We start from the raw sequence: 26388 nt of genomic DNA, 5'->3' as shown, positions 1-26388 counted from the left end.
TAAGCTGAGGTGTTTTATCATAGATGAACGGCATCGGAATTGATTCATAAATTAAAGAGCGCGGATATATATTATTTTCTTAACAATACCAAGATTGAGATTTTATACCTATCTCACAACGCAGCATAGCCGCAACCAAAAAGATTTTAATTACGAAACACACAGAGAACACGACGGACATTGTAAGGGCATGTTGTAACGTGCCTCCTCCTACAAAAGCGTTTTTACAAGGATAATATGATAGTATTAAATAAGGCAATGGGTATGGAAAGCGCAAGCAGTAATCATGAGTATTTTATGCGGCAAGCGATTAAAGAAGCGGAAAAGGCTGCGGATATTAATGAAGTTCCGGTAGGCGCCGTAATTGTATATGATAACCGGATTATTGCCCGTGCGCATAACCAAAGGGAAATGCTTAAAGACCCGACAGCCCATGCGGAAATGATAGCGATAACCCAAGGGGCGGAGTATTTGCAAAATTGGCGACTAACCGGGTCTACTATCTATGTAACTCTGGAACCCTGCGTAATGTGTGCCGGTGCCTTGGTGCAGTCAAGGATTGATAAGCTTGTGTATGGGGCTGTTGATAAAAAAGCGGGCGCTTGCGTGTCTGTCATGAATCTTGTCCAAAATACTAAGTTGAATCACCGTTTGGAAGTAATACCCGATATCCTTGCTGATGAATGCAGGGATATATTAAAGAGATTTTTTTTAGAGAATTGCCGCATTAAGTAAATGTTTAGTACCTTAGCAATAATTTCTTTGCACACTTCCATTCGTCAGTGCGTGCTTTTTGGCAAAATATTTAATGGTGAAATCCGGTAACTGTAAAATCCGAAATCCGAAACAAATTCTAATGACAAAATGATTTGAAATTCTAAACAAAAGCCTTTTTTGTCTCTCGTATTTCGCGCTTCACATTGTTGTATGTTTTGAATTTGTTTTGAATTTTATGCTTTGTTATTCGGATTTGTTTCGTACTTCGAATTTCGTATTTATTTATTTCTTTCTTGCTTGGTTCTGGATATACCAGTTTAGGAATTTCAATATTTCTGCAGAGGCGCATGCAATGCGTTTCTACATTTGATTTTTTCAATAGTTACAGTTTTTTTATAGTGAAAAGCCGGAGAGGTGCCGGAGCGGTTGAACGGGACGGTCTCGAAAACCGTTTTCCGCGATTGCGGAACGTGGGTTCGAATCCCACCCTCTCCGCCATCAAAAACGGAAAATGTGGTAACGTTTTATTGCAAGTAGTGATGAAGGGTGACTGAAATAATCGTTTATTTTTTAAATGAATAGCACTGGAAGATTAAAGATGGAGAGGTGTCAGAGTGGCCGAATGAGCGCGCTTGGAAAGCGCGTATACCGCTTAAAACGGTATCGCGGGTTCGACTCCCGCCCTCTCCGCCATCATTGAAAAATTGGCCGTGCTAGATGGGGAGCTAGCGGTACCCTGTAACCTGCAACCCGCTATAGCAGGATTGATCGCTTTTCTGAGGGCTCACGACTGTTATCTTTGTCAATGTAAGTGGTGATGAAGGTTGGATCTCATGCAATGGGAGACGATGCGAATCTGGTCAGATGCGGAAGCAAGCAGCCATAAACACTTGTCCTCATGTGCCGTGAGTTAGTCTGGCCTGAGCTAACTGCATTGGTAAACTAACAGAAGGGGGCACGAAAAAAGTGCACGGCCGTTTATAAAACCTTTTATGTGGTGGTTTTTATCGATAGATTCTGATAATATAAAAGCATAAATTGCTTACACCAATTTTGAAGTAGAAGTAACGGTTGTAACTTCTCAATTGGTAGTTGATAGTTGTAGAATTATTCTGGTAAAAAATTTAAAGATTTCCCTGTTTTTAAATTTTTTACTACCAATTGTGGCTATCAACTATCACTACCCACTACCAACGTATGGCTTCATTTCCGCAACTTATTGAGAAGTTACTTAAGTGTGTTAAAAAACTCTATGGTTGAAAAGGAATGTAGGTGATTTTTAAATGTCTTATGTAGTATTAGCCCGTAGATACCGACCTCAAACCTTTAGCGACATAGTAGGGCAAGCGCCTATAGTAAAAACCCTTGGAAATGCAATACGTACAGACAGGGTAGCCCATGCTTATCTGTTTGCTGGTCCGAGGGGCGTAGGCAAGACCTCCACGGCGCGTATACTGTCAAAGGCGTTAAATTGTGTTAATGGTCCTACTGACACCCCCTGCAACGTATGCGATATCTGCCAGAGCATTTCCGAAGGAAGCGACATAGACGTTCTGGAAATTGATGGCGCCTCAAACCGTGGAATTGATGAGATAAGAAATATACGCCAAAATGTAGGATTTGCCCCATCGAGAGCGCGGTATAGAATTTATATTATTGATGAAGTACACATGCTTACCCGTGAAGCATTTAATGCCCTTCTTAAAACCCTCGAAGAACCACCAGCTCATGTTAAGTTTATATTTGCGACAACTGCGGCAAACCGTCTTCCTGAAACAGTTCAATCACGGTGCCAACGGTTTGACTTTAAGAATATTTCCGTTAATGATATTGAAAAACACCTTTTGGAAATATGCAAAACGGAAGGGAAACAAATAGAGTCTGCTGCACTCCATACGATTGCAAAATATGCAAAGGGAGGATTAAGGGATTCACAATCTGTGCTTGATCAACTCTTTTCTTTCTGCGATGACAACGTAACTTCGGCGGATGTAAATTATGTGCTGGGGTATATTGATGATGATAAGATTTATAGTATGTTTGAGTGTTTTGTGAACAAAGATACTTCAGGTGCGCTGAGAATTGTGGATGATATTCTGAATGAGGGAAAGACTCCGGCGGAGTTTATTGATCAGTTGCTTCTGCGGTTAAGAGATCTTTTGGTGTTTTCGTCCTGCGGCCAGGAAGCAGTATGGGCGGAGTATGACGAGTCTTTTATTCAGCGCTTTGAAAAATCATTTTCCGGCGATACACTGATGTATATGATTCAAATGCTTTCCGTGATGAGGATACGTTCAACGGATTCTTTGCTGCAGCGGATTTCTGCGGAAATGGCCATTATAAAACTGTGCCGGATGGAATCTATCGACGCATTGTCTGGTCTTATTGAACGCATAACGACATTAGAGGAAAAACTGGAGCAAGTTGACAATATCCCTGGCAAGAGAGGTAGTGCTATTCTCCTTCCCGCAGAATCGTTTGCCCGGCAGACAGTGTCGGAAAAATCAATAGAAGAAGGCGACGTGATACCTCCTGCAAAAGAAGAAAAAATAACTCCAGGTATCGCAATGGAAAAAAACGAGGTATGGGGGGATATCCTTAAAAGCATTCAGAAAAAGAAAAAATCTACCTGGGCGTTTTTCAAGGAAGGCCGGCTGGTAAGCAGCGATGCTGGAGTATTGGTAGTTGCATTTCCCAGAAAATTTCTTTTTCAGAAAGAAAGGTTGGAGCAACCGGAAGAAAAAAAACTTATCGAAAATTGTGCGAAAGAAGTGGTGCCGGGGTTTATGGAACTGAAGCTTGTACTATCTGAAAAAGAAGAGCCGGAAGAGAACAGACAGAGCCAAAGTTTGGACAATGGTGGTGCACAGCAAATAAACGATACGGTGTTTTCAGAACCGGCAGTAAAAAAAACGTTAGAATTATTTGACGGTCGTGTTATTAAAGTTAACCGATAGGGGGGGTGACATGAAGGGTTTTGGCAATATGACAGAAATGATGAAACAGATGCAGAAGCAGGCGCAAAAAATGCAAAAGCAGATGGAGGATGCACAGAGGGATTTGAAAGAACGTGTAATAGAGGCTACCTCCGGCGGCGGTATGATTACGGTACACATGAATGGGAAGCAGGAAATCCTTTCTATAAAAATTGACCCGGAAGTGGTAGACCCGGAAGATGTTCAGATGCTGGAAGATCTTATCCTTTCCGCCGTTTCCCAGGCGTTGAAAAAATCTCAGGAATTATATCAATCCGAGATGGGAAAATTTACCGGTGGGCTAAATATTCCAGGCATGCAAGGAATGTTTGGAGGATGATTCGTTCATTGATCTTAAAGAGGTATGTACTTTGAATACTTATCCGCAAACAGTGAATAACCTTATTAGTGAGTTTGGGAAAATGCCAGGGATTGGGCAGAAGACCGCAGAACGGTTAGCCTGTTATGTTTTAAAACAGCCGGTTGACGATGCTATGAAGCTGGCGTATGCTATTCGCGATGTAAAGAAATATATGAAAATCTGTACTGTTTGCTTTAACGTCTCAGAAAATAGCCCATGCCATATTTGTAGTAATTTACGCAGGGATAGTTCAATTATTTGCGTTGTTGAACAGTTCGCAGATTTACTAACCATTGAAAAAACTGGCAAATATAATGGTCATTATCATATACTCCAGGGACATATTTCCCCCCTTGAGGGTATTGACCCCGACTTACTCACTATTGGCAGACTTTTGCAAAGAGTAAAAGACGGCAGCGTTAAAGAGGTGATACTTGCCACTAATTTGAATATGGAAGGGGATATAACCGCCGTATATATACATAAACAATTACAATCATTTGGCGTTAAAGTGACGAGGATTGCCCGCGGGTTGCCGACGGGCAGTTATCTTGAATATGCAAATACCGCTATTGTAGCCGATGCGGTCAGTGATAGGAATGAGATGAGGAACTAATTTAACGTATGTTTTTTACTGAAACACAACACCAGTTATTTATAGTTAATTTTTGGGAAGGTGATTTTTAATGAAAATGCAGTCTTCTTTATTGCCGCAACTCCAGCAAAAGATGAAGTTGTCTCCCCAGATAATTCAGTCTATAGAAATACTCCAGCTTCCGTTATTGGCCCTGGCAGAGCGCATACAGCAAGAGCTGCTGGATAACCCGGTTCTTGAGGAGGTGGTTGAACAACCTAAAGAAGATAGCCCTGTCTCAGAAGACAGCTCAATTGCCGGAGAAAATGCTGCTCAAACCGAATGGGATGACGCCAAAAAGGCAGAGGTTGACCGGCATAATGAGATGGCGGAAGATTGGAATGAATATTATTCGAAGACGACAATCCGGAAGAGTGCCCTTTCTGATGAACGCGATCAGAAACAAGAGGCATTGGAAAATACTGCCACCAAACCAATGTCGCTTCATGATTACCTGCTGGGGCAGTTATCGCTTATGGAAGTTCCTGAACATCTTTATGAAGCATGTGAGAACATTATTTATTCTGTTGATACCTCCGGGTATTTATCAGGTTCGTTAGAAGAAATAGTTTCATCTTTTGAAAAACCTGTTTCTTTGGCGGATGCTGAAAAGGCGTTAGAAATTGTACAGACATTGGAACCGCCTGGTATCGGTGCGAGAAATTTACAGGAATGTTTACTGTTACAGTTAGACAATCGTGACCCGAATTACCACATAACAAAGGATCTTCTGCAAAATTATTTATTAGAAATCGAATCAAGAAAATATCCTGCCATAGCAAAGAAAACAGGATATAGCCTTGAAACTATAAAAAAACAGGTAGAATTTATTCGTACACTAAACCCAAAACCCGGTTCCGTATTTAACGATGAAACAATTCCGTATGTGGTCCCTGAAGTGAAGGTAGAACAAATTGACGGGGAATATGAGGTGTTTTTGATTGATAATGCTAATATACCACATTTGCATATTAGCTCCTTTTATAGAAAATCCTTGAGTGAAAGCAATATTGATAGTTCAACGCGCCAGTATATACAGAAGAAGATTGAATCTGCTAAATGGCTGGTTGATGCCATAGAGCAACGGAGGAGTACATTATATAAAGTAGCATGCAAAATTGTAAGCATGCAAAAGGGCTTTTTAGATGAAGGAGTTCACCGCCTGCGAACATTGAAGATGCAGGACGTTGCCGATATTGTTGGCGTCCATGTTTCAACGGTGAGCCGTGCAATTGCCCATAAATATATCCAAACCCCGCAGGGCGTTTTTGAAATGAAATTTTTCTTCACAGGAGGTTTTCAGAATGCCGACGGTAATATGGAATCATGGGAATCTATCCGGCAGAAACTTATTGAAATTATTGCAAAAGAAGATAAATCAAACCCATTGAGCGATGAAGAGGTTGCAGATAAATTAGGCGCCTCAGGGGTAGACATAGCCAGGAGAACGGTCACCAAATACCGCCGTATTCTGAAAATACCCTCGTCAAGACAGCGAAAAGCATATTAGGCTGGATTGAAAGTATAAAACGTTTGGTTCAGGTTACAAACCTGAACCCGCGCCGGGTAGGCACTGCCTACAGGAAAATGTAACTTCTCGATAAGTTGAGGTTCTTATAATAATTTCTACAATCCACTGTCTGCAATTTGCCGACTGTAGATTGCCGATTTTCTTTGCCGGATGAAACATTTATAAAAAGAACACTTATTTTTTGGACATTTAACCATGAAACGAAATTCTTTTAAAGAACACTTCTTTCTGCCAGTCTTTTTAATAGCAGCTCTTCCTTATTTTACCGGTTGCTCATCCACACACTGCAAAAGGCACATCGACACCATCAAGACAGACCTCGATTCACTCCACAAAGATGTAGATACAGTACTGGGGCTGGATAAACCATCCTCATTAGTGGAAGAATAAAATCCCTTTCCCCTTGTTTACAGAATAGAACGAAAAGAGATAACACGAAAAATGGATCTTGATTTGATAATAGAAAAAGGTTTATTGATAGACGGTACCGGAATGCCTGGTAAAAAAATGGACGTTGGTATAAAGGGAAATAAGATTGAAGTAATAGATGATCATATTTCCTGTAATACCTGCACACGAATTGATGCAGAGGGGATGATCGTTGCTCCGGGATTCATTGACATTCACTCTCATAGCGATTTTCTGTGGCTTGCGTGCCGGGAAAGTGAAAGCAAAATACTGGACGGCGTCACTACGGAGGTTTGTGGCAATTGTGGGTTGTCTGCTTTTCCGTTGCGGGGAAAATTATTGGAACGGCGCAGGCAAGGATTGTCAAAATACGGCATCGTTCCCTCATGGCGTTCTGCCCAAGGGTTTTTTGATGTTGCGGAAGGGATAAATAGTTCCGTCAACAGGGCTTTTCTTGTGGGCCATGGGAATATCAGAGCGTGTGCTTTAGGATATGATGGCAGGGCTGCCACTAAGGATGAATTATCGGTAATGTGCAAGTACCTGGAAGAAGCTATGAAAGCCGGCGCTTTTGGCATGTCCAGCGGCCTGGTCTATCCGCCGGGCTGTTATGCGGAATTTGATGAACTGGTAACAATGTGCAATAGAGTGAAAGAATATGGCGGACTCTATGCCACCCATATACGAAATGAAGGCGATGACCTGGAAAATGCCATTGCTGAAGCGATAAAGGTGGCGGAAGAGACCGGCGTTAATGTGCAGATATCGCATATTAAGACAATGGGACAGGAAAATTGGCACAAATTGGAGAAGGTAAAGGCATTGATAGCGTATGCAATAAACGAAGGGGTGAATGTTACCTGTGATCGCTATCCCTATACAGCAGCAGCGACGGACCTCGATGTCATTTTGCCTGCCTGGGTATACGATGGAGGCACAGAAGATCAAATACAAAGATTAAGAGACCGTGCGGTAAGAAAGCGCATTGCTGGAGAGATGTCAAAAACTGATGAGTCTCCATTTTGGTCAGATATAGTGATTTCATCTGTTTCTACTCAGAAAAACAGGTGGATGGTGGGGAAATCTATTGCAGAAATTGCTGCGATACAGAAGAAGCCTCCGCTGGAGGAGGTGTTAGATCTTCTGATAGAAGAGGATACCAGGGTGGATATTTTTTTGTTTAATATGTCTGAAAAAAATCTGGAAAGCATATTGAGTTGGGATTTTGTATGCGTGGGTTCCGATAGTTCCACCCGCTCCGGCGAGGGTGTACTTGCTGATGGCAACCCTCATCCGCGAAGTTATGGGACGTTTTCCAGGGTATTGGGGACATTTTACAGAGAAAAAAAGCTTTTTTCGATAGAAGAGGCGATCTGGAAAATGACGGGTATCCCGGCTCAAAAGGTGGGATTAGACCGGCGGGGTTTCATAAAAGAAGGATATTTTGCCGACATAACAATCTTTAATCCGGAAACAATTACTGACAAGAGTACCTTTGCAAACCCTCATCAATATTCGGTTGGAGTTGAATATGTAATTGTAAATGGAAACGTTACCGTGCAGAAGGGTAAACACTCCGGCATTAAAAACGGTAAAATTTTGCGGAAAACATCGTGACAATCCCCATTATTTTCTTTCTTTCCCGAACGGGTCACTCTTCATTGAAAGCGAGATCCGCTTTCTTCCAATATCCACCTCGATTACTGTCACCATTACTTTTTGATGAACGCTGACAACGTCTGCAGGGTTTTTAACATATTTATCCGCCATATTGCTGATGTGCACCAGCCCGTCCTGATGAACCCCTATATCTACAAATGCCCCAAAATTGGTAATATTTGTGACAATCCCCGGTAATGTCATCCCTGTTTCCAGATCTTCTACTGCATTAATGTCATCCTGAAAAGAAAAAGCCTCGAACTTTTCCCTTGGGTCACGTCCTGGTTTATCCAACTCACTGAGAATATCATTGAGCGTTGGCAGACCTGTTTCTTCAGTCACGTATTTCTTCAGGTCGATTTTGTTGCGAAGCGCAGGGTTTTTCATGAGATCTTCTACGCCGCAATTCAAATTTTCCGCCATTTTTTCAACAATATAATAACTTTCCGGATGCACTGCGCTGGCGTCCAGAAGATTTTCGCCGTTCCTTATCCTCAGGAACCCTGCCGCCTGTTCAAACGCCTTATCACCTAGCCTCGGCACTTCAACCAGTTCCCTCCTGCTACGGAAGGGTCCATGTTCGTTTCTGTATTCAACAATCTTTTTTGCCAGTTGCTGTCCGAGTCCGGAAACATATGAAAGCAATTCACTGCTTGCCGTATTCAGTTCCACACCCACAGAATTCACGCAGCTCATCACTACATCATCGAGTGACTGCCGGAGAGCCGTTTGGTCAACATCGTGCTGATACTGTCCCACACCAATGGATTTGGGCTCTATTTTTACCAATTCTGACAAGGGGTCAGACAGCCTTCTGCCAATGGATACCGCACCGCGAACGGTTATATCATAATCAGGGAATTCCTCCCTGGCAATATCGCTGGCAGAATATATGGACGCCCCGCTTTCATTTACCATCACGGTAATAATACCGCCGGGCAAATCTATGCCTTTTACAAAACGTTCCGTTTCTCTACCCGCCGTGCCGTTTCCTATCGCGATTGCTTCAATCGCAAATTTTTTGCAAAGGTTTTGCAGCGCTGAAGCCGATTCAGCAATCTTCTTTTGCGGCTCATGCGGAAAGATTGTTTCATTATGGAGCAGCTTGCCCTGTCTATCCAGACATACCACCTTGCATCCGGTGCGGAAACCGGGGTCTATGGCGAGGATGTTTTTCTGTCCCAGCGGGGATGCCAGTAATAATTGTCTGAGATTTTTTGCAAACACCTGTATCGCCTCTTCATCTGCTTCCTTCTTGGCGTTCAGCCGTATCTCGGTTTCCATGCTGAGGCTCAGCAACCTTTTGTACGCATCCGTTAGGGCTAGTTCTACCTGTGCCGATATCTCGTTTTTCGAAACAAGGTATTTGCGTTTTAAAAGATCGATTGCCATCTCTTGCGGGGGCGCTATGCTCAGCAAGAGAAACTGCTCTTTTTCTCCCCTGCGCATGGCAAGCATCCTGTGTGAAGGAACGGAAGCGACAGGTTCCTTCCACTCAAAATAATCCTTATATTTTTGCGCATCCTCTTCTTTTCCTTTTATCACTTCTGAGGTAAGAATACCTTCCTTAAGGAACAGTTCCCTCATTGCCTTTCGGGTATCCGCATCCTCATTGACCCATTCGGCAATGATGTCTCTGGCTCCCTGCAATGCTTCTTCTTCTGTCGTTACCCCCTTCTCCGCATCAATATAACTGGCAGCTTCGGCACGCACATCAAACTCTTTCTGTTCAAAAATCAGTTTCGCGAATGGTTCCAGCCCTTTTTCCCTTGCGGCAGTTGCTCTCGTTTTCCTCTTTGGCTTGTAAGGCAGATAAATATCCTCAAGCGCCGTTAGGGTTTCTGCTTCTTTCACCGCCTTTTCTAATTCAGGTGTGCGTTTTTCCTGCTTTGTCAATGAATTTAAAATAGTTTCTCTTCGTTTATCCAGTTCACGCAATTGGGTTATCCTGTCTCTTATTGCCAATATCGCCACCTCATCCAGGCTACCGGTCATTTCTTTCCGGTACCTCGCAATAAAAGGCACCGTATTCCCCTCATCCAAAAGGGCTATTACTGCGCTTACCTGCTTTGCAGAAAGAGAAAGTTCCTGCGCCGTTTTGTTTGTGTTTGTATCCAAATCCATTGTTTCTTCCTTTTTGCTTTATGGAATAGTTAAGTGGTCAAATAGTCGAATAGTCAAATGGTGAAGTGGTTAAGTGGTTGAAACGATTTAACGAATCATCCCCCTTGCCAGGTTTAGGGGTGTTTTACACACTCCCGGCTGGTTCGGGCTTGTAACCCAATGTCATTAAGTTAAGCAACCTGCCTGAAGAGCCTAAAAAACAATGTAGCCCCTTTAGGGGCGGTCTGTTTGTAGCGCAATAAAATTCAACAGGTAAATAGCTCCGTCAGGAGCGGCCTGTATATGATTGACAGGAAGACAGGCCGCTCCTGACGGAGCTAATATCTGTTATGGTATCCTATCTACTACAAACAGGTTGCTCCTACGGAGCTTATCGGTAATACGTTTTTTTTAAACCAAAGTGTTACAATAATTCTTAACTTAATGACATTGGTTTGTAACCTGAACCCATAAGTTTATGCGGATAATGGGGCCATGTACTGCGGTAAAATTCTAATGCCCAAACCACAAAATCCCTGTTTTGAATCTGGAATTTATTTGTCAGTTGTTCTGCCAATAGAAGACAGATCTTGAAAGTATAAAACGTTTGGTTCATGTTGCAAACCAATATAATTAAGTTAAGGATATTTGATTAAAAACAACCCCCTTTATCCCCCTTTTTTAAGGGGGACTTTTCTGGCAGGTTGCTTAACTTAATGACATTGGGTTGCAAACCTTAACCCGCAAATAGTAATAGCTCCGCCTGTTTGAAATATACGCAGAAAATGACCTGCCAAAATTGTTTACCCACTTACATAACATCAGTTGGTATGGTATAAATATATTTCCCGAGGTGGCGGGAGTTTCCTCCTGTCTCCTTTGATACGATTACTGCCATGCGGAAATTCCTGTATGAAAAAATAAATGCCGTTGGATTTTCGTCTTTTAAAACTCCGCCTGATTTAAAGCAATGCGACTAACATCGTCGCACTACAAAAAATATATGATGCGAAGCTCTCTAAATTTAAATTTTTTAATGAATGATTATACTGGGTCTTCTCCCTATCGAGTGGGTAAAAATGAGCCATTTTTGTATTGAATTAGATATCAGGGAGCATGCAGGTCAAGATTTTGAGCAGGAGATATTCTTCATCTCGTAGGCTATAAGCCCGACGTTGAATTACCCTGATTTTGTTATTCAGACCTTCGACAAATCCGAGCGAAACCTTATTCTCTGGTTTGCAGAAGGCGGCAATGCCATCCCAGTGGCGTTCGACCAGTTCTGCAAACTTCTCATATGGTTTAAGCCGTTGCCACTTTATCGAGGTCTTCCAGTTATCAAAAAACTTTCTGGCCCAGGCCTCTGACGTATAGCTCCATAACTGCCCGAATGTCTCTTTGATGATATAGGCAGTGTTCAGCCGCCTGTTGGCAGTCAGAAGTATCTTTAATGCTTTTCTCCCGTCAGTCGTGAGATTCTCACGATGGGAGAGCCGCGTGTATTTCTGGCCTTTAATAAACTTACGGTCTTTGCCAGTCAGTCTGGCATATTCGCTCTTTCTCACTTTGTCTAATTCCTCGTGCAGATGCTTCATGACATGAGACTTATCGTAGAGTGTGGCAGCTTGCGGTGCATGATGGCGGATGGAGTTTTCAAAAGCCTTCCACATGTCCATAACTGCAAGCCGTATTTCCCTGATTTTTTGAAGCCCCAGTTCTTCACAGAATAGATTCATGCTATCTTCTGAACGGTCTTTGCCGCCAAACCAAATCACCCGCTTCCTCTCAAGGTCGCTTACTATGATACGGTAACGGTGACCTTTACGAATAGAAATTTCATCAATACCGATTACCTTTGGACCAGGATTGTTCAGGGTGCATTCCCGATTTTTTGTAAATATTCGCACATGCCTGTTGGTTGACAGGTATTGTATCGCAAACATCTTGTTTGATTAACCCTGACAGGGTTTGGAACCCTGTCAGGGTTGTTTCTGTCATTTTCAAGCGGTAAAAGGGGAGCATTCCCGATTTTTTGTAAAAATGCCATTAGCGGGGAGAGGGAAAGGAATAGTAACACAAGTTTCCTGTTTGAGGGTAAAATGCCACAAGCAGGATGCTTGTGTTACAATGTACAATTAGTTAACCAAAAATCGGGAATGCGCCTGTTGTTCAAACTATGTCCCCCGCTGGCGGGGGTGCAGGGGCATAAGCGCTAACTTGTTTTAGGTATGCTCGAAGTATTTTGATATCTGTGTTTTTCGGATTCTTGTATTTTCTGCTAAAGAACAAGCAATGTCATTCCAGCACTTAAGAACTTCCTGTAATGATAACGCTGGTTCTATAGCCCGTTTTACTTGATTAGGCATAAAAGCAAATTCACGCCATTTGCTTTTAGTCTTCTTGCTTGACAATGAAGTATCCCCAGGGGGAAAAAGACGTAGCAAAATCTATTAGTTTTTCTGTCAAAAGAGCAACGAATAGTTTGCCATAAAGCCAAGCTTTTGAGCTATCATCATCGTATTTAGGTAAGTGTCCAAATTGTGCTATTTGTTTAAATCTTTTAAAGACCAGTTCAATTTGCCATCGAACTCGATACCATTCTAAGATATCAAAAGCGGTAAATTGATTTTCAGGAAACGTTGTGAATACTATTACGTACTTGGCATAAATAAGGGTCTCCGGTTTTAGTTCAATGCCCTTTTTGCTTGCATGTCTTTTAAGTTTTTTATGAGCTATTTTAATGGCTTCTTCTGTTTTGTGTATTATACAAAGACGACCTTTGACATATTCAGTATTATCAACGTTTGGAATAAAAACGTTCCATGATTTTATAGCAAGGGGTCTTTTTAAATATTGGATTTCTTTCAATAAAGGAAAGGGTTTCTTTTCTTCGCCGAATATCCGTAGAGATTGCGAATTAACTCTAACGCTAAGATAAGCGCCTTTCCTTGTTGCATGATGAATTCCTTGGCCAGTACAGTAACCTCTGTCAGCTATAATATAATCATCTTTTTTCATCGGAAACTGCCGAAAAGATTCTCCTGTGCCTTCTCCTTCAGTTCCCGTAAGTTTAAAGAAATCGCAAGATAATGAAGGAACCTCAATACTATAATGAATGCGCCAAAGACTTCCTGTTTTCCCAGGTTCCTTTACTGTTGTTGCATCAAATAAGCGAAGATGAAAATTATTCCGTTTATTAATTTGGAGGCCACGCTCACGGAATAAAGATAAACATAATTTATATAGCCATTCTTTGCTCTTTTTTAATCGCTTTAATAAGGCAACATCGGATAAATCTGCTAAGTTAGCACGCTTGGCTCGAACTACTGTTTCACGCAATGAATAGCCACATCCTAAATGAATTAATAATGTTCGAAGAAGCTTTTCTTCAGATTTATCCTTGCGCAAGCCTTTTAAAGCATTTGTATCAACGGCTAAACTTTTCCAATCGTTTGGGAAGAAAGTTCTTAGAAGATCCCAATCTTCTCTCATCATGGCTTTATCCTCCTATAGAGTGATTAGCGGGATAATTAACATAAAAATACCATGATGAATAAAATTTGTCAATAAAACAAGTTAGCGCTTATGGGGTGCAGGGGGTGGACTGGATTTCTCCATCGATTCAACTACCCCTTTATTATTAAAACAAATTTGACCCTCTTTCCCACGCTCCGCAGACTGGTCAAATGGACAATTTTATCCTGTTTCGTGACATGCATTCCCGCAGAACGTAGGAATGAGAAGAAAAATTTATGGCTATTCATGTTATAAACCGCCCAGATTTCCTCCGCAGACAATTCCACCCCCTTAATCCCCCGCCAGCGGGGGACAGGCTTGCCACATCCCTTGCAGCGTTGTTTTGCCCCAATCACACAAACGGTTACAAAAAATCGGAAATGCTCCTGGTAAAAGACAGGTTTGAAACCTGTCTCTACGTTACTGTTAACCCCTACTGATTGTTTTTTTGCAAAAAATCGTGAATGCACCCACCTGGATTCCCGGCACGGCGGAGTTTCTCCCGCATGTACTGCTTTTCGAGTTCCTTGACAGTTTTCCAGTCCAGGTGCAATTCTGCGGCAGCGTATTTAATCGCCTGGGTACTGCATCTCTTGCCGACATAGAAGGCAAAGCGCTTGGTGTAGAAAGGATTATCCGCAAGGAACTTCAGCTTCTCTTGCTTCGCCTTGTTGCAGCAAATACAGAAAACCCGACGAATCTCAAGTTCAAGGTATACACGCCTGTTGCCGCTGGAAAGATCACGCACTCGCCTATTCTTGCGGTCATAGATGGTTCGGTATACTTTACCGCAGTTACCGCAGACGGTTTTTTTCCCTGTCGGGTAAGCTTTATTACCATGGCATTGGAGTCGCCAAAAACGCCTGATACCTTGTGTTGTGGTTTAAAACTACAAAACTGATATGCATCATAAAGTGATCGTTTTTTTCTCATGCGATTTTATATCACATTTTTAGACGCTAAAACAAGCTGAAAACTCCCTCTAATTGCGGGTCGCAAGACTTTTTTCGCTCATTTTTACTCACTCAGTAGGGAGAAGACCTTTTATTATTTTTATTCGTCATTATGTAAACGGAGTATAATTTATCCATTACAATTACCTTGATTGAATCTGGCATTATAAAAAAGATTGCTTCGGAAAAGGCCCTCGCAATGACAAGCGGAGATGCTCGCAAGGACAAGCTGTACCTCGTACTTCTCTATTGCTTCGGTTTTAGCAGCGGAAACAAGATAACTTCTCTGATGGAAACGTTATTGGTGAGCAGCATAATAAGCCTGTCGATGCCTATCCCAAGACCGCCTGCCGGTGGCATTCCGTATTTAAGGGCGGTTAAAAAATCTTCATCAATCTTTCCGGTAATATCTGTTTCTGTGCCAATTTGTTCATGAAGTCTTCTGTCCTGTTCTATCGAATCATTAAGTTCCGAATAGGAATTTGCCACTTCCATAGATGCGATGTACAATTCAAACCTTTGGGCAAAACGAGGGTCGTGCGCACACGTTTTTGTCAAAGGGCAGATTGAAGTGGGATAATCCAGCACAAAGGTGGGGTTTACCAGCGTTTTTTCAACCAGTTCCTCAAAAAGGGTATTGGCGATGTTGTCCCTGCTGATACCGTTTGTCTCTAAGCCTGATTCCTTTGATTTTCTTATTAACCCTTCTTCATCGTCGTATGATATGCCGCTGTGTTCTTTCAGAAGTTCACAGAAAGTAGCGCGTCGCCATGGGGGCGTCATATTGACCGTTATTTCGCCGAAGGAGAGTTCATATTTCCCCTGTATTTTCATTGCCAGCGAGGTGATCAGCTCTTCCGTCAATTCCATCATGCCGTTATAGTCACTGTATGCCTGGTATAATTCCATCATTGTGAATTCAGGGTTGTGGCGTGTGGAAATGCCTTCATTTCTGAAATTGCGGTTAATTTCATATACCCTTTCCATGCCGCCCACCAGCAGTCTTTTCAAATACAGTTCAGGTGCGATTCTTAAATACAAATCAATATCCAGGGCATTATGGTGGGTAATAAAGGGCCTTGCCACCGCTCCGCCGGGTATTGGTTGCATCATGGGTGTTTCCACTTCCACAAAATCCCTCTCATTCAAAAATGCGCGTATGTGATTGATAATCTGTATGCGTTTTAAAAATGTTTGCATAACATCCTGATTTGTAAACAAATCAACATACCGCTGTCTGTGTCTGAGTTCAATATCTTTCAGCCCGTGCCATTTTTCAGGGGGGTTAAGCAGTGATTTTGATAAGAGGGTGATATTGTCCGCAAAGATCGTAATTTCTCCCGTTCTCGTTTTGAAAAGAGTGCCTTCTACGCCTAAAATATCACCAAGGTCGAGTAAATGGGAGATTTCGAATGTATCTTCTCCTACTTTATCGCGCTTTATATACACCTGTATTTTGCCCGTACGGTCACGTATATCCAAAAATACCGTTTTCCCGTGTGGCCGCATCGTCATGATGCGGCCGGCAGCCTTAGCCTTAATATCATCACGGTCAGGCGCGAAACCCTCAAGGATCGTTTGTATTGATTGTACGTTGTCGTATCGTCCGCCAAACGGATCGACGCCTTTATCCCTCAATTTCTGCAGCTTTGTAAAACGTTCCTGTTCATATTTTTCCATTACTATTTACATCCTTTGGCAACAAATATTCATATTGAAATATCTTCATCAATCGACTCAATTTCAGAGTGCGGAACTGCGTTAATCTTTCTGTGTAGTTGGGTCAGGAATTTTCTTGTATTACGAGGTCGTCAAACAATACATACGAATCGGATTTTGTCCAAAGCCCTATGCCGCCGGAAGAAAACGTATCGTCTAAAACTTCAATTACCATTGCATTTTCAAAAAAACAGCGTATCTTTTTCCCGTCATAAACAACTTTTAACAAATGCCACTCGTTTGAGGATACGGGCATATTTTTTTCTCCGAGCAATTTTTGCTGTCCATTTGACACTTTATATAAATGCACATTGTTTTTCAATGCATTGGCGCTTAACACATAATAGTTTTGATTATCCTTATACCTGAAGACCAGTCCTGCCGCCTGGTCTATCTCTCCACCTTCAGCGCGAAATTTTACATATGCCATGGCGTCTTTATAATCGATATACTCTACCATCAGCAAAGGGAAACGCTTAGCAGTCTTATCCGTTTTTGTCTGTACAACTACATTGTCTGAAGAAGGTGAGTGCTGCACTTTCAGCACCCTCCATTGTCCCTTTTTGCCGTTGCCGGTAAGGGCTTCAAAAAATCCCTTAGGCGTGTTGGATAACTCGTCGTTGTCAAAATAATACTCTTTCCTTTCTCCCAATATTTCGGCTACAGTCACCTTTTGTCCCTGCTGTGCAAAAGCGCCGCTGGTTATTAAAAAATTCATACAAACAAAAATAATTAGTGCGTATTTTTCCATAACAAACTCCATATGTTAAAAAAGTAAAAAAAAAATAAACAAGAGAAAAGTAAAACCTACATAAACGAACATGGGAAATTGTCATTTGTAGTGCGACGAACCTCGTCGTACTACATACTACTGTCCATCAACTCCCGGCGGGCTCAGGTTTGCAACCTTAACCCGCGGAGATTTACGATTTAAAATCCTAAAATCGTATTCATGGTAATATCCCTAATTGTTTTTCAAGGGTCTCCACCATTATGAAATATTTTTCATGCAGTCCGTTACTGATATATTTCTCTTCAACCGCATTTAACCGTTCTATCAGTGCTAACTGGTCATCGTGAGATAGTAGTGTATCTATCCATGGGAAAAGAGCCTTTTCCTCTGTTTGGAGGTGCTTTTTTACATATTTGATATACCTGTAACCAGCTTTTTTGATAGTCTTTCTCGCCTTTTTGCCTAAAGATATTCCTTTCACTGCATCTGATAAAGCCCTTTTCCGGTCTCTCGCCGATATATGTTCCATTAATAGCCGCCCCAGAAAATCTTTCTTTTCCATACCGCCTTGTATATTTTTGACAAATGGAAAAAGTATTTCGTTTTCTTTTTCAATATGGCAAATATCAAAAAAATAACTTATAACCTCTATACTCTTTTCAAATGTTTCTTTGCTGACGGAATCAACATTGTCTTCCATGAGCATTATTGCCTTCTCAAGGGTTATTAAAACCCTTTTCTGCAGCGCAAAATCAGTTCTCAGCAATTCCGTGGTAAACGCATGAGACCCTTCATAGTTTTTAAAACTATCAGAGGTTATGCGTTCCTTGTTGGCGCAGGAAAAAACTGGCAGGCAAAGAATAATGATACAGAGGAGACAATATTTTTTCATGTATTTAGATTTTTGAAAAAGTAAAAATGAATGCCGTTGGATAAACACAGCCTATTTTAACAATGCCTTTGCAATACGTATATCATCAGGGGTAGTGATTTTTATATTTTCATCAGAACCGGGAACAATATATACGGGGTGGCCGGCCTCCTCCACCATTTGTGCGTCATCGGTAAATTCTCTACCGGTGTGCTGAAATTGACGAAATACGTTAATAATCAACGTTTTCTCAAACCCCTGGGGGGTCTGGGCCATCCATAGCTTGTTTCTGGGAATAGTCTTCTTTATTGATAAATCATCATTTACTTCTTTTACTGTTGCTTTCATTGGCGCGGCGAGGATTGCAGCTTTATATTCCCTTGTCTTGTAAACCACCGCTTCTATATGTTCTTTTTTTACAAGCGGCCGTACCAGATCATGGATAAGCACTATTTCCGTATCCGCATCGACATTGCACAAACCGTTAAACACGCTGTCCTGTCTTCTTTTTCCTCCCGGAACGATTTTTTTTATATTGTATGCATTCAGCGAATCCCGCCACGTATCCAGAACAACATTTATCTCCGGTTCTCCGACAATCAGAACAATTTCGCTAATCAGGCTGCATTGTGAAAACCGGTCTATTGTATGAAGGAATACCGGTTTATCGTTGATCTGAATGAAAGGTTTTTTTACATCCCCTCCCATACGTAACCCAAGTCCGGCGCCAACCAGGATGCCCGATACTTTCACTTTACCCACCCGAAATGCTTTTTTTAAGTTCCGCAGCAATATATTCCAATGACTGAGATATGATCTTTACGTCTGAAAAGACCGGCATAAAATTCGTATCGCCGTTCCATCTTGGTACTATATGCAAATGTATATGGCCTGGCAACCCCGCGCCGGCTGATTTTCCCAGGTTAATGCCTATATTAAAACCATCGGGTTTCATAAGCGATGAAAGGTGTTTTTGCATCTTGCCCGCCATCTTCATTATCTCCAATAATTCACTATCGGCAAGTTCGGTGATATCTGCCACATGCCTGTTTGGGACAACCATAAGGTGTCCGCTGTTATAGGGATATTTATTCAGAATGCAAAAACATTGCTCGCCGCGGCATACGATATGTTTTTCTTCTTCCGAACTGCCGTTGTACGCTTCGCATAAAAAACATGCCTCTTTTTCAGACGCGTTCTTAATATACGTCACACGCCATGGCGCCCATATATTTTTCATAATTCAAAAATCCTTTATTTTAACATTTACCTTATCAGTAATTTCTTTGCACACTTCCATTCGTCAGTGCGTGTTTTTTTGCAAAATATTTAATTGTGAAATCTGAAATATGTTCTGAATTAGTCATTGTTAAGTTTGTGATTAATTTTTTAATCTGTGCAATCTGTGGTTCCTTTTTCGTATTTCGTATTTCTTATCTCGTGCTTGTTTGGTTCCGGTGCTGCCAGTTTAGGAATTTTCGATATTTTGCAGAGACGCATTGTATGCGTCTGGAAACTGCTATGCGTAATGAAAATGTTTACAAAACAAAGAGACGCATGCAATGCGTCTCTACATTAACATTATCAACAGATGCAGTGGCGAAGCGCCGGAAAAGGCTCATTAGCCCATTGCACAACAACCACAACCGCCGCCCGCCTTGTTTCCTGCGGGGGCAGGATTGCCGTTGCCTGTTCCTGAGGCTCCAAAAACGGAAAATATTTTTTCAACGTGTTCGCTTCGGCAGGAAGGGCAGAATAGCATTTTTTGTTCAGAGGTGCTTTTAAAATATTCCTCAAATGTTATGTTGCATTTATTGCATTTAAATTCATATACGGGCATACTGCTTTCTCCATTATTAAGGTAAATAAGAGACAGGGTTAACAGGTTTATCTTTTACATATATTTTAAAGTGAATTTCTTTTGTGCTGCTTTCCTTTGTGAGGGGATCAAAAGTGGCAATTGTCTGCCCTTGTTCAATATAGTTTCCCTCGCTGACAATTGGTATGCAATGGACGCCGTATAAAGTTCTTACTTCCCCATCATGTTTGATTACGACCACATAAAAATTATTGTCCGAACCGGAAACTGCTTCTACCGTTCCTTTTTTTGCCGCAACGATTTCTTGTCTTGAATGGGGTTGTATACTTATACCCATAAACTTTTTGCCGTTTCTTGTTTGATTAAAATGCGATACGATATCCCCTTTTACGGGCCAGATAAAACCTTTTGAAGAAACTACCCGGTTTTGAGACGGCATTGCGCTTACTGTTGGGTTGCTATATGTATAGGAAACATTGTTCGAAGGAATAGTAATTTTCTGTCCTATCTTTAAATCCCGTATATCTTTTATTTGATTTGCCGCCACAATTGACTCGACCGACACACCGTAATTTTTTGAAATACGCCACAATGTATCCCCTTTCATAATCGTATAGGTAGTCATCGCCTTTTGTGGTTCTTCAGAAGCTACCGGCTTTTCTTTAAGCAATGGAATTTCCGTTTTTTCTTTTTGAGTGGCGCACCCACCCAGAAAAAACAATGCAGACACGGCTGAGAGAAAGATGATATAAACGTTACGTAAATAACTTTTTATGCTATTCATATTAAGTGGTCTTTCATCCTTAGTCCTTCATTAACTACCGATTGCCGACTGTAGATTGTAGACTGTAGAATTGCCTACTGCTTAAGACACTATTTTATAATGGCGTCTTTTCGAACAATGGGTTTTTTCTTTTTATTTGTTGATGTTTTCCTGTGCTGATAATCGAAATCGGCTAACCGATGTTCACTGTTCGGGAAATTATCACCGAGATAAGACTGGCGTGCGACCGGATTATTTAATATTTCCTGTGTTGTGCCTTTTGCGACAACCTCGCCTTCGCTGATAATATATGAATGAGAGGTAATGCTCAGCGCCTCCCGGACATTGTGGTCGGTAATAAGAATGCCGATGCCCTTATCTCGGAGTTTTAAAACGATTTCCTGCACCTCATTTACCGCAATAGGATCCACGCCGGTGAAGGGTTCGTCCAGCAAAATCATGGAAGGAGAGCTTGCAAGCGCCCGCGCAATTTCAAGACGCCTTCTTTCTCCGCCGGAAAGGGTAAATGCCTTATGTTTTGAAAGCGATTTCAAATTGAATTCGGTAAGCAAATCGACAAGTAATTTGTATTTTTCATGAGAATTGTATCTGTGGGTTTCCAGGATCGCCAGAATATTTTCTTCCACCGTTAAACGCTGGAAAACAGACGGTTCCTGGCATAAATATCCCATGCCTTTACGCGCCCGTAAATATATAGGCATATGGGTAACGTCTTCGCCTTGAAATATTACCCTTCCGCTATCTGGGCGAATAATTCCAATAACCATATTGAAAGAGGTGCTTTTCCCTGCCCCGTTTTGGCCAAGCAATCCGACTATCTCGCCTCTGTTTATTTCGAAACTGACATTGTTTACAACAGTGCGTTTACCGAAAGATTTTGTTAGCCCTTCTGTTCGGAGTAAGTTCATATCTATTTAATAAAGTTGATGTTTTCTAATGGCCAGAATACAAAAAATGCCTTCCCTATAACATTCTTTTCTGGAACAAACTTCCACACGCGGCTATCGTTACTGTTTCTGCTGTTATCCCCTAATACAAAATAATCTTTTTCCTTCAATTGAATTGGCTGGGAAGTGCCATAGGTATCGTCCGAAAGGCGTGTATAATAAATGTCGTGATATATTTGAATATTGTCATACTTCACCTTTGCGTTCGTCCCGCCAAAACGCACCTTGCTTGAGTCAAATGGGCGGAACGCGGGGATACTCCCGTTATAATAGTCGAATGAAAATACATTAACGTCATTTACTTTAAGCGATACGATATGATCTACATTGGAAAATTCTATCTTATGTGTCTGGTTGACGGTTAAATGAAAATCTTTTTCCACTACAACATTATTTGATCTCGAAAGAGTACACTTGTTTGCGATATCTTCGATGGGAATACTGGCGGAAAAGACCTCTTCATTTTTTTCAAGAACAAATTCCAATCGATGCGACCCTTTTGCCGGAGTAACGTTAAGGCTTATTTTGATGTCTCCCACTTCATTTTCTCCGGAACGGTTATTGTAACCGTTCTGATCGGATATTTGTTGCCCAAAAGTAACCAGCGACGTCCCGGAATTATCTTTATTCAGATTATTCAATGACAGTGATTTCTCAGTGACATTCCAAAATTCATTGTCTATTATCCAGGTAGGAACCACTTCTTCATGTATGGTGTAATTACCGTTATAAACAGGCATCCATAACGCATTCTGTGCTTTTTCAGGTTTTCTTTGTATTTTGTCGTTTATATAAATATCACCATTTACGATCTGCAGCTTTTCACCCGGCAATCCAATCAGCCGTTTAATATAATTCTTCTTCTTTTTTGAAAATTTTGTAGAACCACACCGCGGACAGGATAAACTGTCACGCCATTTTACATCAGGTATCAGAACCGAACAGTTTTTACATTTTATATCATAGAACGGATAGACAAAGACCATGACGTCCCAGCGTTTCGGTTTGGTAAATGTATACCAGAATTTATTTACCAGTATTCTGTTACCGCCATGCGTGACCCGGTTTGACAAATCCTTCCATGCTATTTTTGTTTGGCAAGCGGGGCATGTGCCTTTTCTCCATAGCCAGGGGGGCCAGTTGTATCGGATCTTGCCATTGCATGCAGTGCAGTAAAGAGAGGTATTTATTTCAAATTGGCAATTGGGGCAGGTAGCGGTCTCGCTTTGGCGGTCGGCATAGAAACTCCAGTTACAGTTAGGGCAACTGACGTCCTTATGCACACCCAACAGAGTAGGCGCCATCGATCCTGTTGGAATTTTAAATGCTTCTACGACAAAATAACGGATAGCGAATGCCAATGCCACCGCTATGGCTATTGATTCTATATTTTCGCGTAACTTATGTTTACGCTTTTTCTTTTTATCCGGCAAATCTGTCTTTTTAGTGTTTTCCTTATTTTTGAACACAAACCACCCTTTTTTATTCATCATCATCAATCGACAGTACGGACAAGAATGCTTTCTGGGGTATTTCCACGTTTCCCACCGATTTCATACGTTTTTTCCCTTCTTTCTGTTTTTCAAGAAGTTTCCTTTTTCTCGTAATATCTCCGCCGTAACATTTGGCCGTAACATTTTTAGCAATAGGTTTAATGGTCTCCCTGGCAATTACCCTGCTCCCGATAGCTGCCTGCAGTACCACTTCAAACAGGTGTCTGGAAATCTCTTTTTTTAACTTCTTCACCTGTTTTCTTCCTCTGACCTCTGCATCCTTTTTGTGTACTATGGTTGAAAGGGCGTCTACTCTTTTCCCGCCAACCAGGATATCTAATTTTACAAGATCGGCAGATTCGTATCCTATTAAGTCGTAATCCAATGTTCCATAGCCTCTTGTGGCTGATTTCATTTTATCAAAAAAATCAAAAATGATTTCCGCTAAGGGCAGTTCGTATACAAGAATCGCACGTTTTTCACTTAAATATTCAGTGCTTTTGTATCTGCCCCTTCTTGCTTCAGCAAGTTGCATGATAGCGCCTAAATATTCTGTAGGCAAGACAAAACTTGACCGCACCATTGGTTCGCGAAATTCATCTATTTCATTTACCGGAGGAACACTTTCAGGATTATCGACTCTGATTACTTCTTTATTTGTTTTTAAAATTTCATAGGTTACGTTAGGCGCCGTCTGCACTATATTGATATGACTTTCCCGTTCCAGACGTTCCTGAACGATATCCATATGTAAAAGCCCGAGAAATCCGCACCGGAAACCGAATCCCAACGCCTGAGAAGTTTCAGGGATAAAGCTGAAGGAAGAATCGTTCAGGCTTAAACGTTCCAGTGCCTCACGAAGCACTTTAAAATCAGCATTGTCCACAGGATAGATACCGCAATAGACCATTGGTATTGGCTGCCGGTAGCCTGTTAACGGTTTTTCCGCTTTTTCCTTGTTTAAGGTGACAGTATCGCCTACTTTAACATCGTGAATGGACTTAATATTGGCAATGCAATATCCTACTTCACCGGTAAACAGTCCGTTTTTGGGTGCCATTTTTGGTTTAAAGACGCCGACCTCTTCCACCTTAAACGAACGCCGTGTTTTTATCATGAATATTTCATCGCCCACTTTTAACGATCCGTCAAAGACACGCAGATAAATAATGACGCCCCTGTACGCATCATACTCCGAATCGAAAATTAACGCCCGCAGCGGCCCACTGGGATCGCCTTTTGGCGGTGGGATATATTTAATAATAGCGTCAAAAATCTGATCAACGCCTTCTCCGCTCTTTGCGCTCACCATTAATGCCTCTTCAGAGCTAATGCCCAGGGTCTTTTCCATTTCAGCTAATACCTCATAAGGGCGTGACTGCGGCAAATCAATTTTACTTACCACAGGGATAATTACCAGATCATGTTCCATTGCAAGGTAGGTATTGGCGACTGTCTGCGCCTCCACACCCTGCGAGGCGTCCACCAGCAGCAAAGCCCCTTCGCATGAACCCAGACTTCTCGATACTTCATAGCTAAAATCAACATGGCCCGGGGTATCGATGAGGTTTAAATTATACTCTGTTTCCCCGCGCCTGAGCGTCAATGCCACCGCACTTGCCTTTATGGTAATGCCGCGTTCACGTTCCAAATCCATATCATCAAGCATCTGATTCCGGAATTCTCTCGTAGATATCGCCTGCGTCCTTTCCAGAAGGCGGTCTGCCAGGGTTGACTTTCCGTGATCGATATGTGCAATTATGCAGAAATTTCTAATTCTTTCAGTAGACATCCGGCAGCTCCTATTATTCCCGCATCAGTACCAAGTTGTGAAAATAGTATTTTCGTATCCTTATATGATGCCTTTAAAACCCTTTCTTCTATTGTCCGTTTAACCGGACGCATTAACAATTCTCCAGAACCAATCAGGCCACCTGACAATACAACAGCCCCGGGATTCAATATGTGTATGATATTAACGATAGCAATGCCGAGATAGCGTCCTGTTTCTTCAATGATACTCAACGATGCACCATCTCCCTGTACGGCAGCTTCATTGATCCTCTTAGCGGTAATTTCCTCATCCTTTTTTAATAATGAAGCCTTGCCGCTTTCCAATAACTCCCTGAATCGTCTTACCATGCCAGGCGCGGATGCATACACCTCAATACATCCATAATTGCCGCAATTACACAGAGGGCCGTCTGTTTGTATCGACATATGGCCTATTTCTCCGGCAGTATTATTTATTCCCCGCCACAACTTATTATCCAGGATAATGCCGCCACCGATTCCCGTACCCAGCGTTAACATTACCAATGAACTGACGTCTTTCCCGGCCCCTACCCATTTTTCTCCCCAGGCGGCTGCATTTGCATCATTTTCCAGGATGCAGGGCAAACCAAATGTATCGGATATAATTTTTTTAATGGGGATATCACGCCATTTGGATAAATTTGGTGAAAACAAAATAGTCTCGCCTTTTTTATCAATAAGTCCGGGAGAACCAAGCCCTATACCAAGAATATCGGACTTCTCAATGCGGACATTTTTTATTATTCCGGCGATAAGTTCACATATTTGATGGGAAATTACCTGTGATTCCGCATGGGCGTTCGTTTTTATTGAAAATTGATACAAAATGTTGCCATCCCGCCCAACAATGCCGGCTTTTAAATTAGTGCCGCCTAAATCCACGCCGATGATATATTTGCACAAATCCAGCACCTTTATTGGTAAACCTCTGCTTACGGTTTAAAAAAAATCATTTTACAAATAATTTTATAAATGGTAAATGGTAACAAAAGTATTGCGGCAAATCAAGGCATATAAAGCTATCAGGCTGAAACGTAATAGGACGTAACACCATGCATCATACGGGGTTAAAAGTGCATGGCGGTGCGGATAAAAGCTTCATTTTGCCGGGAAATAACGACTGCCCTCAGGCACCAGTCTCCAATATCCAATCTCCGGTCTCCAATCCCCAGTCATCAATCTGCAATTTGCCGACTGCCGACTGTAGATTGCCGATTGCCTATTGCCGACTGTATCTGGAGAATTTCATTGTCCGTTTCACAAGAATCATATAAAGTTTTAATCTGCAAACAATGCACGTAGGGGCGAAGCATTTGCCCGTTTGGGTATGAACGCATTTATGACAATCTA

The 26388-nt window shown here is 41.8% G+C and carries 23 protein-coding genes, 2 tRNA genes and 1 other RNA gene; 11 read left to right on the top strand and 15 right to left on the bottom strand.

The window, feature by feature from the left end:
- Positions 1–237 precede the first annotated feature (237 nt).
- The 10 genes from tadA (at position 238) to KSMBR1_RS00905 (ending at position 8243) form a co-directional block, all read left to right on the top strand.
- Positions 238–735 carry a tRNA adenosine(34) deaminase TadA gene (gene tadA / locus KSMBR1_RS00950; protein WP_230405770.1) on the top strand — a complete coding sequence of 166 codons (498 nt, stop codon included), beginning with the start codon at positions 238–240 and terminating at the stop codon, positions 733–735.
- 390 nt (positions 736–1125) lie between these two features.
- Positions 1126–1215 (top strand) — tRNA-Ser (locus tag KSMBR1_RS00940).
- 102 nt (positions 1216–1317) lie between these two features.
- A tRNA-Ser gene (locus KSMBR1_RS00935) sits at positions 1318–1410 on the top strand.
- A 15-nt stretch (positions 1411–1425) separates the two neighbouring features.
- An RNA gene (gene ffs, locus KSMBR1_RS00930) (signal recognition particle sRNA large type) lies at positions 1426–1691 on the top strand.
- A 309-nt stretch (positions 1692–2000) separates the two neighbouring features.
- Positions 2001–3674, top strand: a complete 1674-nt coding sequence (gene dnaX / locus KSMBR1_RS00925) for a DNA polymerase III subunit gamma/tau (RefSeq protein WP_099323644.1) — start codon at positions 2001–2003, stop codon at positions 3672–3674.
- A gap of 10 nt (positions 3675–3684) precedes the next feature.
- Positions 3685–4032 carry a YbaB/EbfC family nucleoid-associated protein gene (locus KSMBR1_RS00920; RefSeq protein ID WP_099323643.1) on the top strand — a complete coding sequence of 116 codons (348 nt, stop codon included), beginning with the start codon at positions 3685–3687 and terminating at the stop codon, positions 4030–4032.
- Positions 4033–4063: 31 nt separating this feature from the next.
- The gene (gene recR, locus KSMBR1_RS00915; RefSeq protein WP_099326932.1) at positions 4064–4669 is read left to right on the top strand and encodes a recombination mediator RecR; all 606 of its coding nucleotides are present in this window, start codon (positions 4064–4066) and stop codon (positions 4667–4669) included.
- A 76-nt stretch (positions 4670–4745) separates the two neighbouring features.
- Positions 4746–6197, top strand: coding sequence for an RNA polymerase factor sigma-54 (gene rpoN, locus KSMBR1_RS00910; protein WP_164994896.1), 1452 nt, complete (start codon positions 4746–4748; stop codon positions 6195–6197).
- A 216-nt stretch (positions 6198–6413) separates the two neighbouring features.
- Positions 6414–6608, top strand: a complete 195-nt coding sequence (locus KSMBR1_RS20570) for a hypothetical protein (RefSeq protein ID WP_157775615.1) — start codon at positions 6414–6416, stop codon at positions 6606–6608.
- A gap of 51 nt (positions 6609–6659) precedes the next feature.
- Positions 6660–8243 carry an N-acyl-D-amino-acid deacylase family protein gene (locus KSMBR1_RS00905; protein WP_099323641.1) on the top strand — a complete coding sequence of 528 codons (1584 nt, stop codon included), beginning with the start codon at positions 6660–6662 and terminating at the stop codon, positions 8241–8243.
- Between the two features lie 9 nt (positions 8244–8252).
- On the opposite strand, the gene KSMBR1_RS00900 is transcribed toward KSMBR1_RS00905, so the two are convergent.
- The 3 genes from KSMBR1_RS00900 to KSMBR1_RS00890 all read right to left on the bottom strand — a co-directional run bounded on the left by KSMBR1_RS00900 (position 8253) and on the right by KSMBR1_RS00890 (position 13883).
- Complete coding sequence (locus KSMBR1_RS00900) at positions 8253–10409, bottom strand: Tex family protein (protein ID WP_099323640.1); 2157 nt, start codon at positions 10407–10409, stop codon at positions 8253–8255.
- Between the two features lie 1079 nt (positions 10410–11488).
- On the bottom strand, positions 11489–12331 hold the full coding sequence (locus KSMBR1_RS00895) for an ISL3 family transposase (protein WP_099323639.1): 843 nt from the start codon (positions 12329–12331) through the stop codon (positions 11489–11491).
- A gap of 448 nt (positions 12332–12779) precedes the next feature.
- Positions 12780–13883 (bottom strand): IS4-like element ISCku3 family transposase, encoded by a 1104-nt coding sequence (locus KSMBR1_RS00890; protein ID WP_099323638.1) that lies wholly within the window; start codon positions 13881–13883, stop codon positions 12780–12782.
- A gap of 257 nt (positions 13884–14140) precedes the next feature.
- On the opposite strand from KSMBR1_RS00890, the gene KSMBR1_RS20565 reads away from it, so the two are divergent.
- Complete coding sequence (locus KSMBR1_RS20565) at positions 14141–14344, top strand: hypothetical protein (RefSeq protein ID WP_157775612.1); 204 nt, start codon at positions 14141–14143, stop codon at positions 14342–14344.
- Here KSMBR1_RS20565 and KSMBR1_RS22985 read toward each other — a convergent pair.
- From KSMBR1_RS22985 to KSMBR1_RS00825, 12 genes are all read right to left on the bottom strand, one after another.
- Positions 14338–14676: a transposase family protein gene (locus KSMBR1_RS22985; RefSeq protein ID WP_419470381.1), complete on the bottom strand. Its 339-nt coding sequence runs from the start codon at positions 14674–14676 to the stop codon at positions 14338–14340. The two genes, KSMBR1_RS20565 and KSMBR1_RS22985, sit on opposite strands and share 7 nt — an antisense overlap.
- A gap of 427 nt (positions 14677–15103) precedes the next feature.
- Positions 15104–16537: a lysine--tRNA ligase gene (gene lysS / locus KSMBR1_RS00875; RefSeq protein ID WP_099323635.1), complete on the bottom strand. Its 1434-nt coding sequence runs from the start codon at positions 16535–16537 to the stop codon at positions 15104–15106.
- A 103-nt stretch (positions 16538–16640) separates the two neighbouring features.
- Positions 16641–17327, bottom strand: a complete 687-nt coding sequence (locus tag KSMBR1_RS00870; protein ID WP_157775610.1) for a 3-keto-alpha-glucoside-1,2-lyase-like domain-containing protein — start codon at positions 17325–17327, stop codon at positions 16641–16643.
- 199 nt (positions 17328–17526) lie between these two features.
- Positions 17527–18201 carry a hemerythrin domain-containing protein gene (locus KSMBR1_RS00865; RefSeq protein ID WP_099323633.1) on the bottom strand — a complete coding sequence of 225 codons (675 nt, stop codon included), beginning with the start codon at positions 18199–18201 and terminating at the stop codon, positions 17527–17529.
- 51 nt (positions 18202–18252) lie between these two features.
- Complete coding sequence (ispD, locus tag KSMBR1_RS00860) at positions 18253–18933, bottom strand: 2-C-methyl-D-erythritol 4-phosphate cytidylyltransferase (RefSeq protein ID WP_099323632.1); 681 nt, start codon at positions 18931–18933, stop codon at positions 18253–18255.
- Position 18934: 1 nt separating this feature from the next.
- Positions 18935–19420 carry an HIT family protein gene (locus tag KSMBR1_RS00855; protein ID WP_099323631.1) on the bottom strand — a complete coding sequence of 162 codons (486 nt, stop codon included), beginning with the start codon at positions 19418–19420 and terminating at the stop codon, positions 18935–18937.
- 381 nt (positions 19421–19801) lie between these two features.
- On the bottom strand, positions 19802–20020 hold the full coding sequence (locus KSMBR1_RS00850; protein ID WP_099323630.1) for an FmdB family zinc ribbon protein: 219 nt from the start codon (positions 20018–20020) through the stop codon (positions 19802–19804).
- Positions 20021–20036: 16 nt separating this feature from the next.
- On the bottom strand, positions 20037–20783 hold the full coding sequence (locus KSMBR1_RS00845; RefSeq protein WP_099323629.1) for a LysM peptidoglycan-binding domain-containing protein: 747 nt from the start codon (positions 20781–20783) through the stop codon (positions 20037–20039).
- A gap of 89 nt (positions 20784–20872) precedes the next feature.
- Positions 20873–21691, bottom strand: a complete 819-nt coding sequence (gene lptB / locus KSMBR1_RS00840) for an LPS export ABC transporter ATP-binding protein (protein ID WP_099323628.1) — start codon at positions 21689–21691, stop codon at positions 20873–20875.
- A 2-nt stretch (positions 21692–21693) separates the two neighbouring features.
- Positions 21694–23199: a S26 family signal peptidase gene (locus KSMBR1_RS21730; protein WP_157775608.1), complete on the bottom strand. Its 1506-nt coding sequence runs from the start codon at positions 23197–23199 to the stop codon at positions 21694–21696.
- A gap of 13 nt (positions 23200–23212) precedes the next feature.
- On the bottom strand, positions 23213–25015 hold the full coding sequence (gene lepA / locus KSMBR1_RS00830; RefSeq protein WP_099323626.1) for a translation elongation factor 4: 1803 nt from the start codon (positions 25013–25015) through the stop codon (positions 23213–23215).
- Entirely contained in the window at positions 24982–25941 is a 960-nt protein-coding gene (locus KSMBR1_RS00825) for an ROK family protein (RefSeq protein ID WP_157775605.1), read from the bottom strand. Before KSMBR1_RS00825 ends, lepA begins: the two co-directional genes overlap by 34 nt.
- Positions 25942–26388: the final 447 nt, after the last annotated feature.

Origin of the sequence: Candidatus Kuenenia stuttgartiensis (assembly GCF_900232105.1) — a bacterium.
Lineage (GTDB): Bacteria > Planctomycetota > Brocadiia > Brocadiales > Brocadiaceae > Kuenenia > Kuenenia stuttgartiensis_A.
The sequence above is the reverse complement of the archived record's forward strand: the minus strand, read 5'-3'. Positions and strand labels throughout refer to the sequence as shown.

Bases quoted from the DNA above. Each gene is read 5' to 3' on its own strand.
- tadA (WP_230405770.1), top strand. From the start codon at position 238: ATGATAGTATTAAATAAGGCAATGGGTATGGAAAGCGCAAGCAGTAAT.
- dnaX (WP_099323644.1), top strand. From the start codon at position 2,001: ATGTCTTATGTAGTATTAGCCCGTAGATACCGACCTCAAACCTTTAGC.
- KSMBR1_RS00920 (WP_099323643.1), top strand. From the start codon at position 3,685: ATGAAGGGTTTTGGCAATATGACAGAAATGATGAAACAGATGCAGAAG.
- rpoN (WP_164994896.1), top strand. From the start codon at position 4,746: ATGCAGTCTTCTTTATTGCCGCAACTCCAGCAAAAGATGAAGTTGTCT.
- KSMBR1_RS20570 (WP_157775615.1), top strand. From the start codon at position 6,414: ATGAAACGAAATTCTTTTAAAGAACACTTCTTTCTGCCAGTCTTTTTA.
- KSMBR1_RS00905 (WP_099323641.1), top strand. From the start codon at position 6,660: ATGGATCTTGATTTGATAATAGAAAAAGGTTTATTGATAGACGGTACC.
- KSMBR1_RS00900 (WP_099323640.1), bottom strand. From the start codon at position 10,409: ATGGATTTGGATACAAACACAAACAAAACGGCGCAGGAACTTTCTCTT.
- KSMBR1_RS00895 (WP_099323639.1), bottom strand. From the start codon at position 12,331: ATGTTTGCGATACAATACCTGTCAACCAACAGGCATGTGCGAATATTT.
- KSMBR1_RS00890 (WP_099323638.1), bottom strand. From the start codon at position 13,883: ATGATGAGAGAAGATTGGGATCTTCTAAGAACTTTCTTCCCAAACGAT.
- KSMBR1_RS20565 (WP_157775612.1), top strand. From the start codon at position 14,141: ATGGCTATTCATGTTATAAACCGCCCAGATTTCCTCCGCAGACAATTC.
- lysS (WP_099323635.1), bottom strand. From the start codon at position 16,537: ATGGAAAAATATGAACAGGAACGTTTTACAAAGCTGCAGAAATTGAGG.
- KSMBR1_RS00870 (WP_157775610.1), bottom strand. From the start codon at position 17,327: ATGGAAAAATACGCACTAATTATTTTTGTTTGTATGAATTTTTTAATA.
- KSMBR1_RS00865 (WP_099323633.1), bottom strand. From the start codon at position 18,201: ATGAAAAAATATTGTCTCCTCTGTATCATTATTCTTTGCCTGCCAGTT.
- KSMBR1_RS00855 (WP_099323631.1), bottom strand. From the start codon at position 19,420: ATGAAAAATATATGGGCGCCATGGCGTGTGACGTATATTAAGAACGCG.
- KSMBR1_RS00850 (WP_099323630.1), bottom strand. From the start codon at position 20,020: ATGCCCGTATATGAATTTAAATGCAATAAATGCAACATAACATTTGAG.
- KSMBR1_RS00845 (WP_099323629.1), bottom strand. From the start codon at position 20,783: ATGAATAGCATAAAAAGTTATTTACGTAACGTTTATATCATCTTTCTC.
- lptB (WP_099323628.1), bottom strand. From the start codon at position 21,691: ATGAACTTACTCCGAACAGAAGGGCTAACAAAATCTTTCGGTAAACGC.
- lepA (WP_099323626.1), bottom strand. From the start codon at position 25,015: ATGTCTACTGAAAGAATTAGAAATTTCTGCATAATTGCACATATCGAT.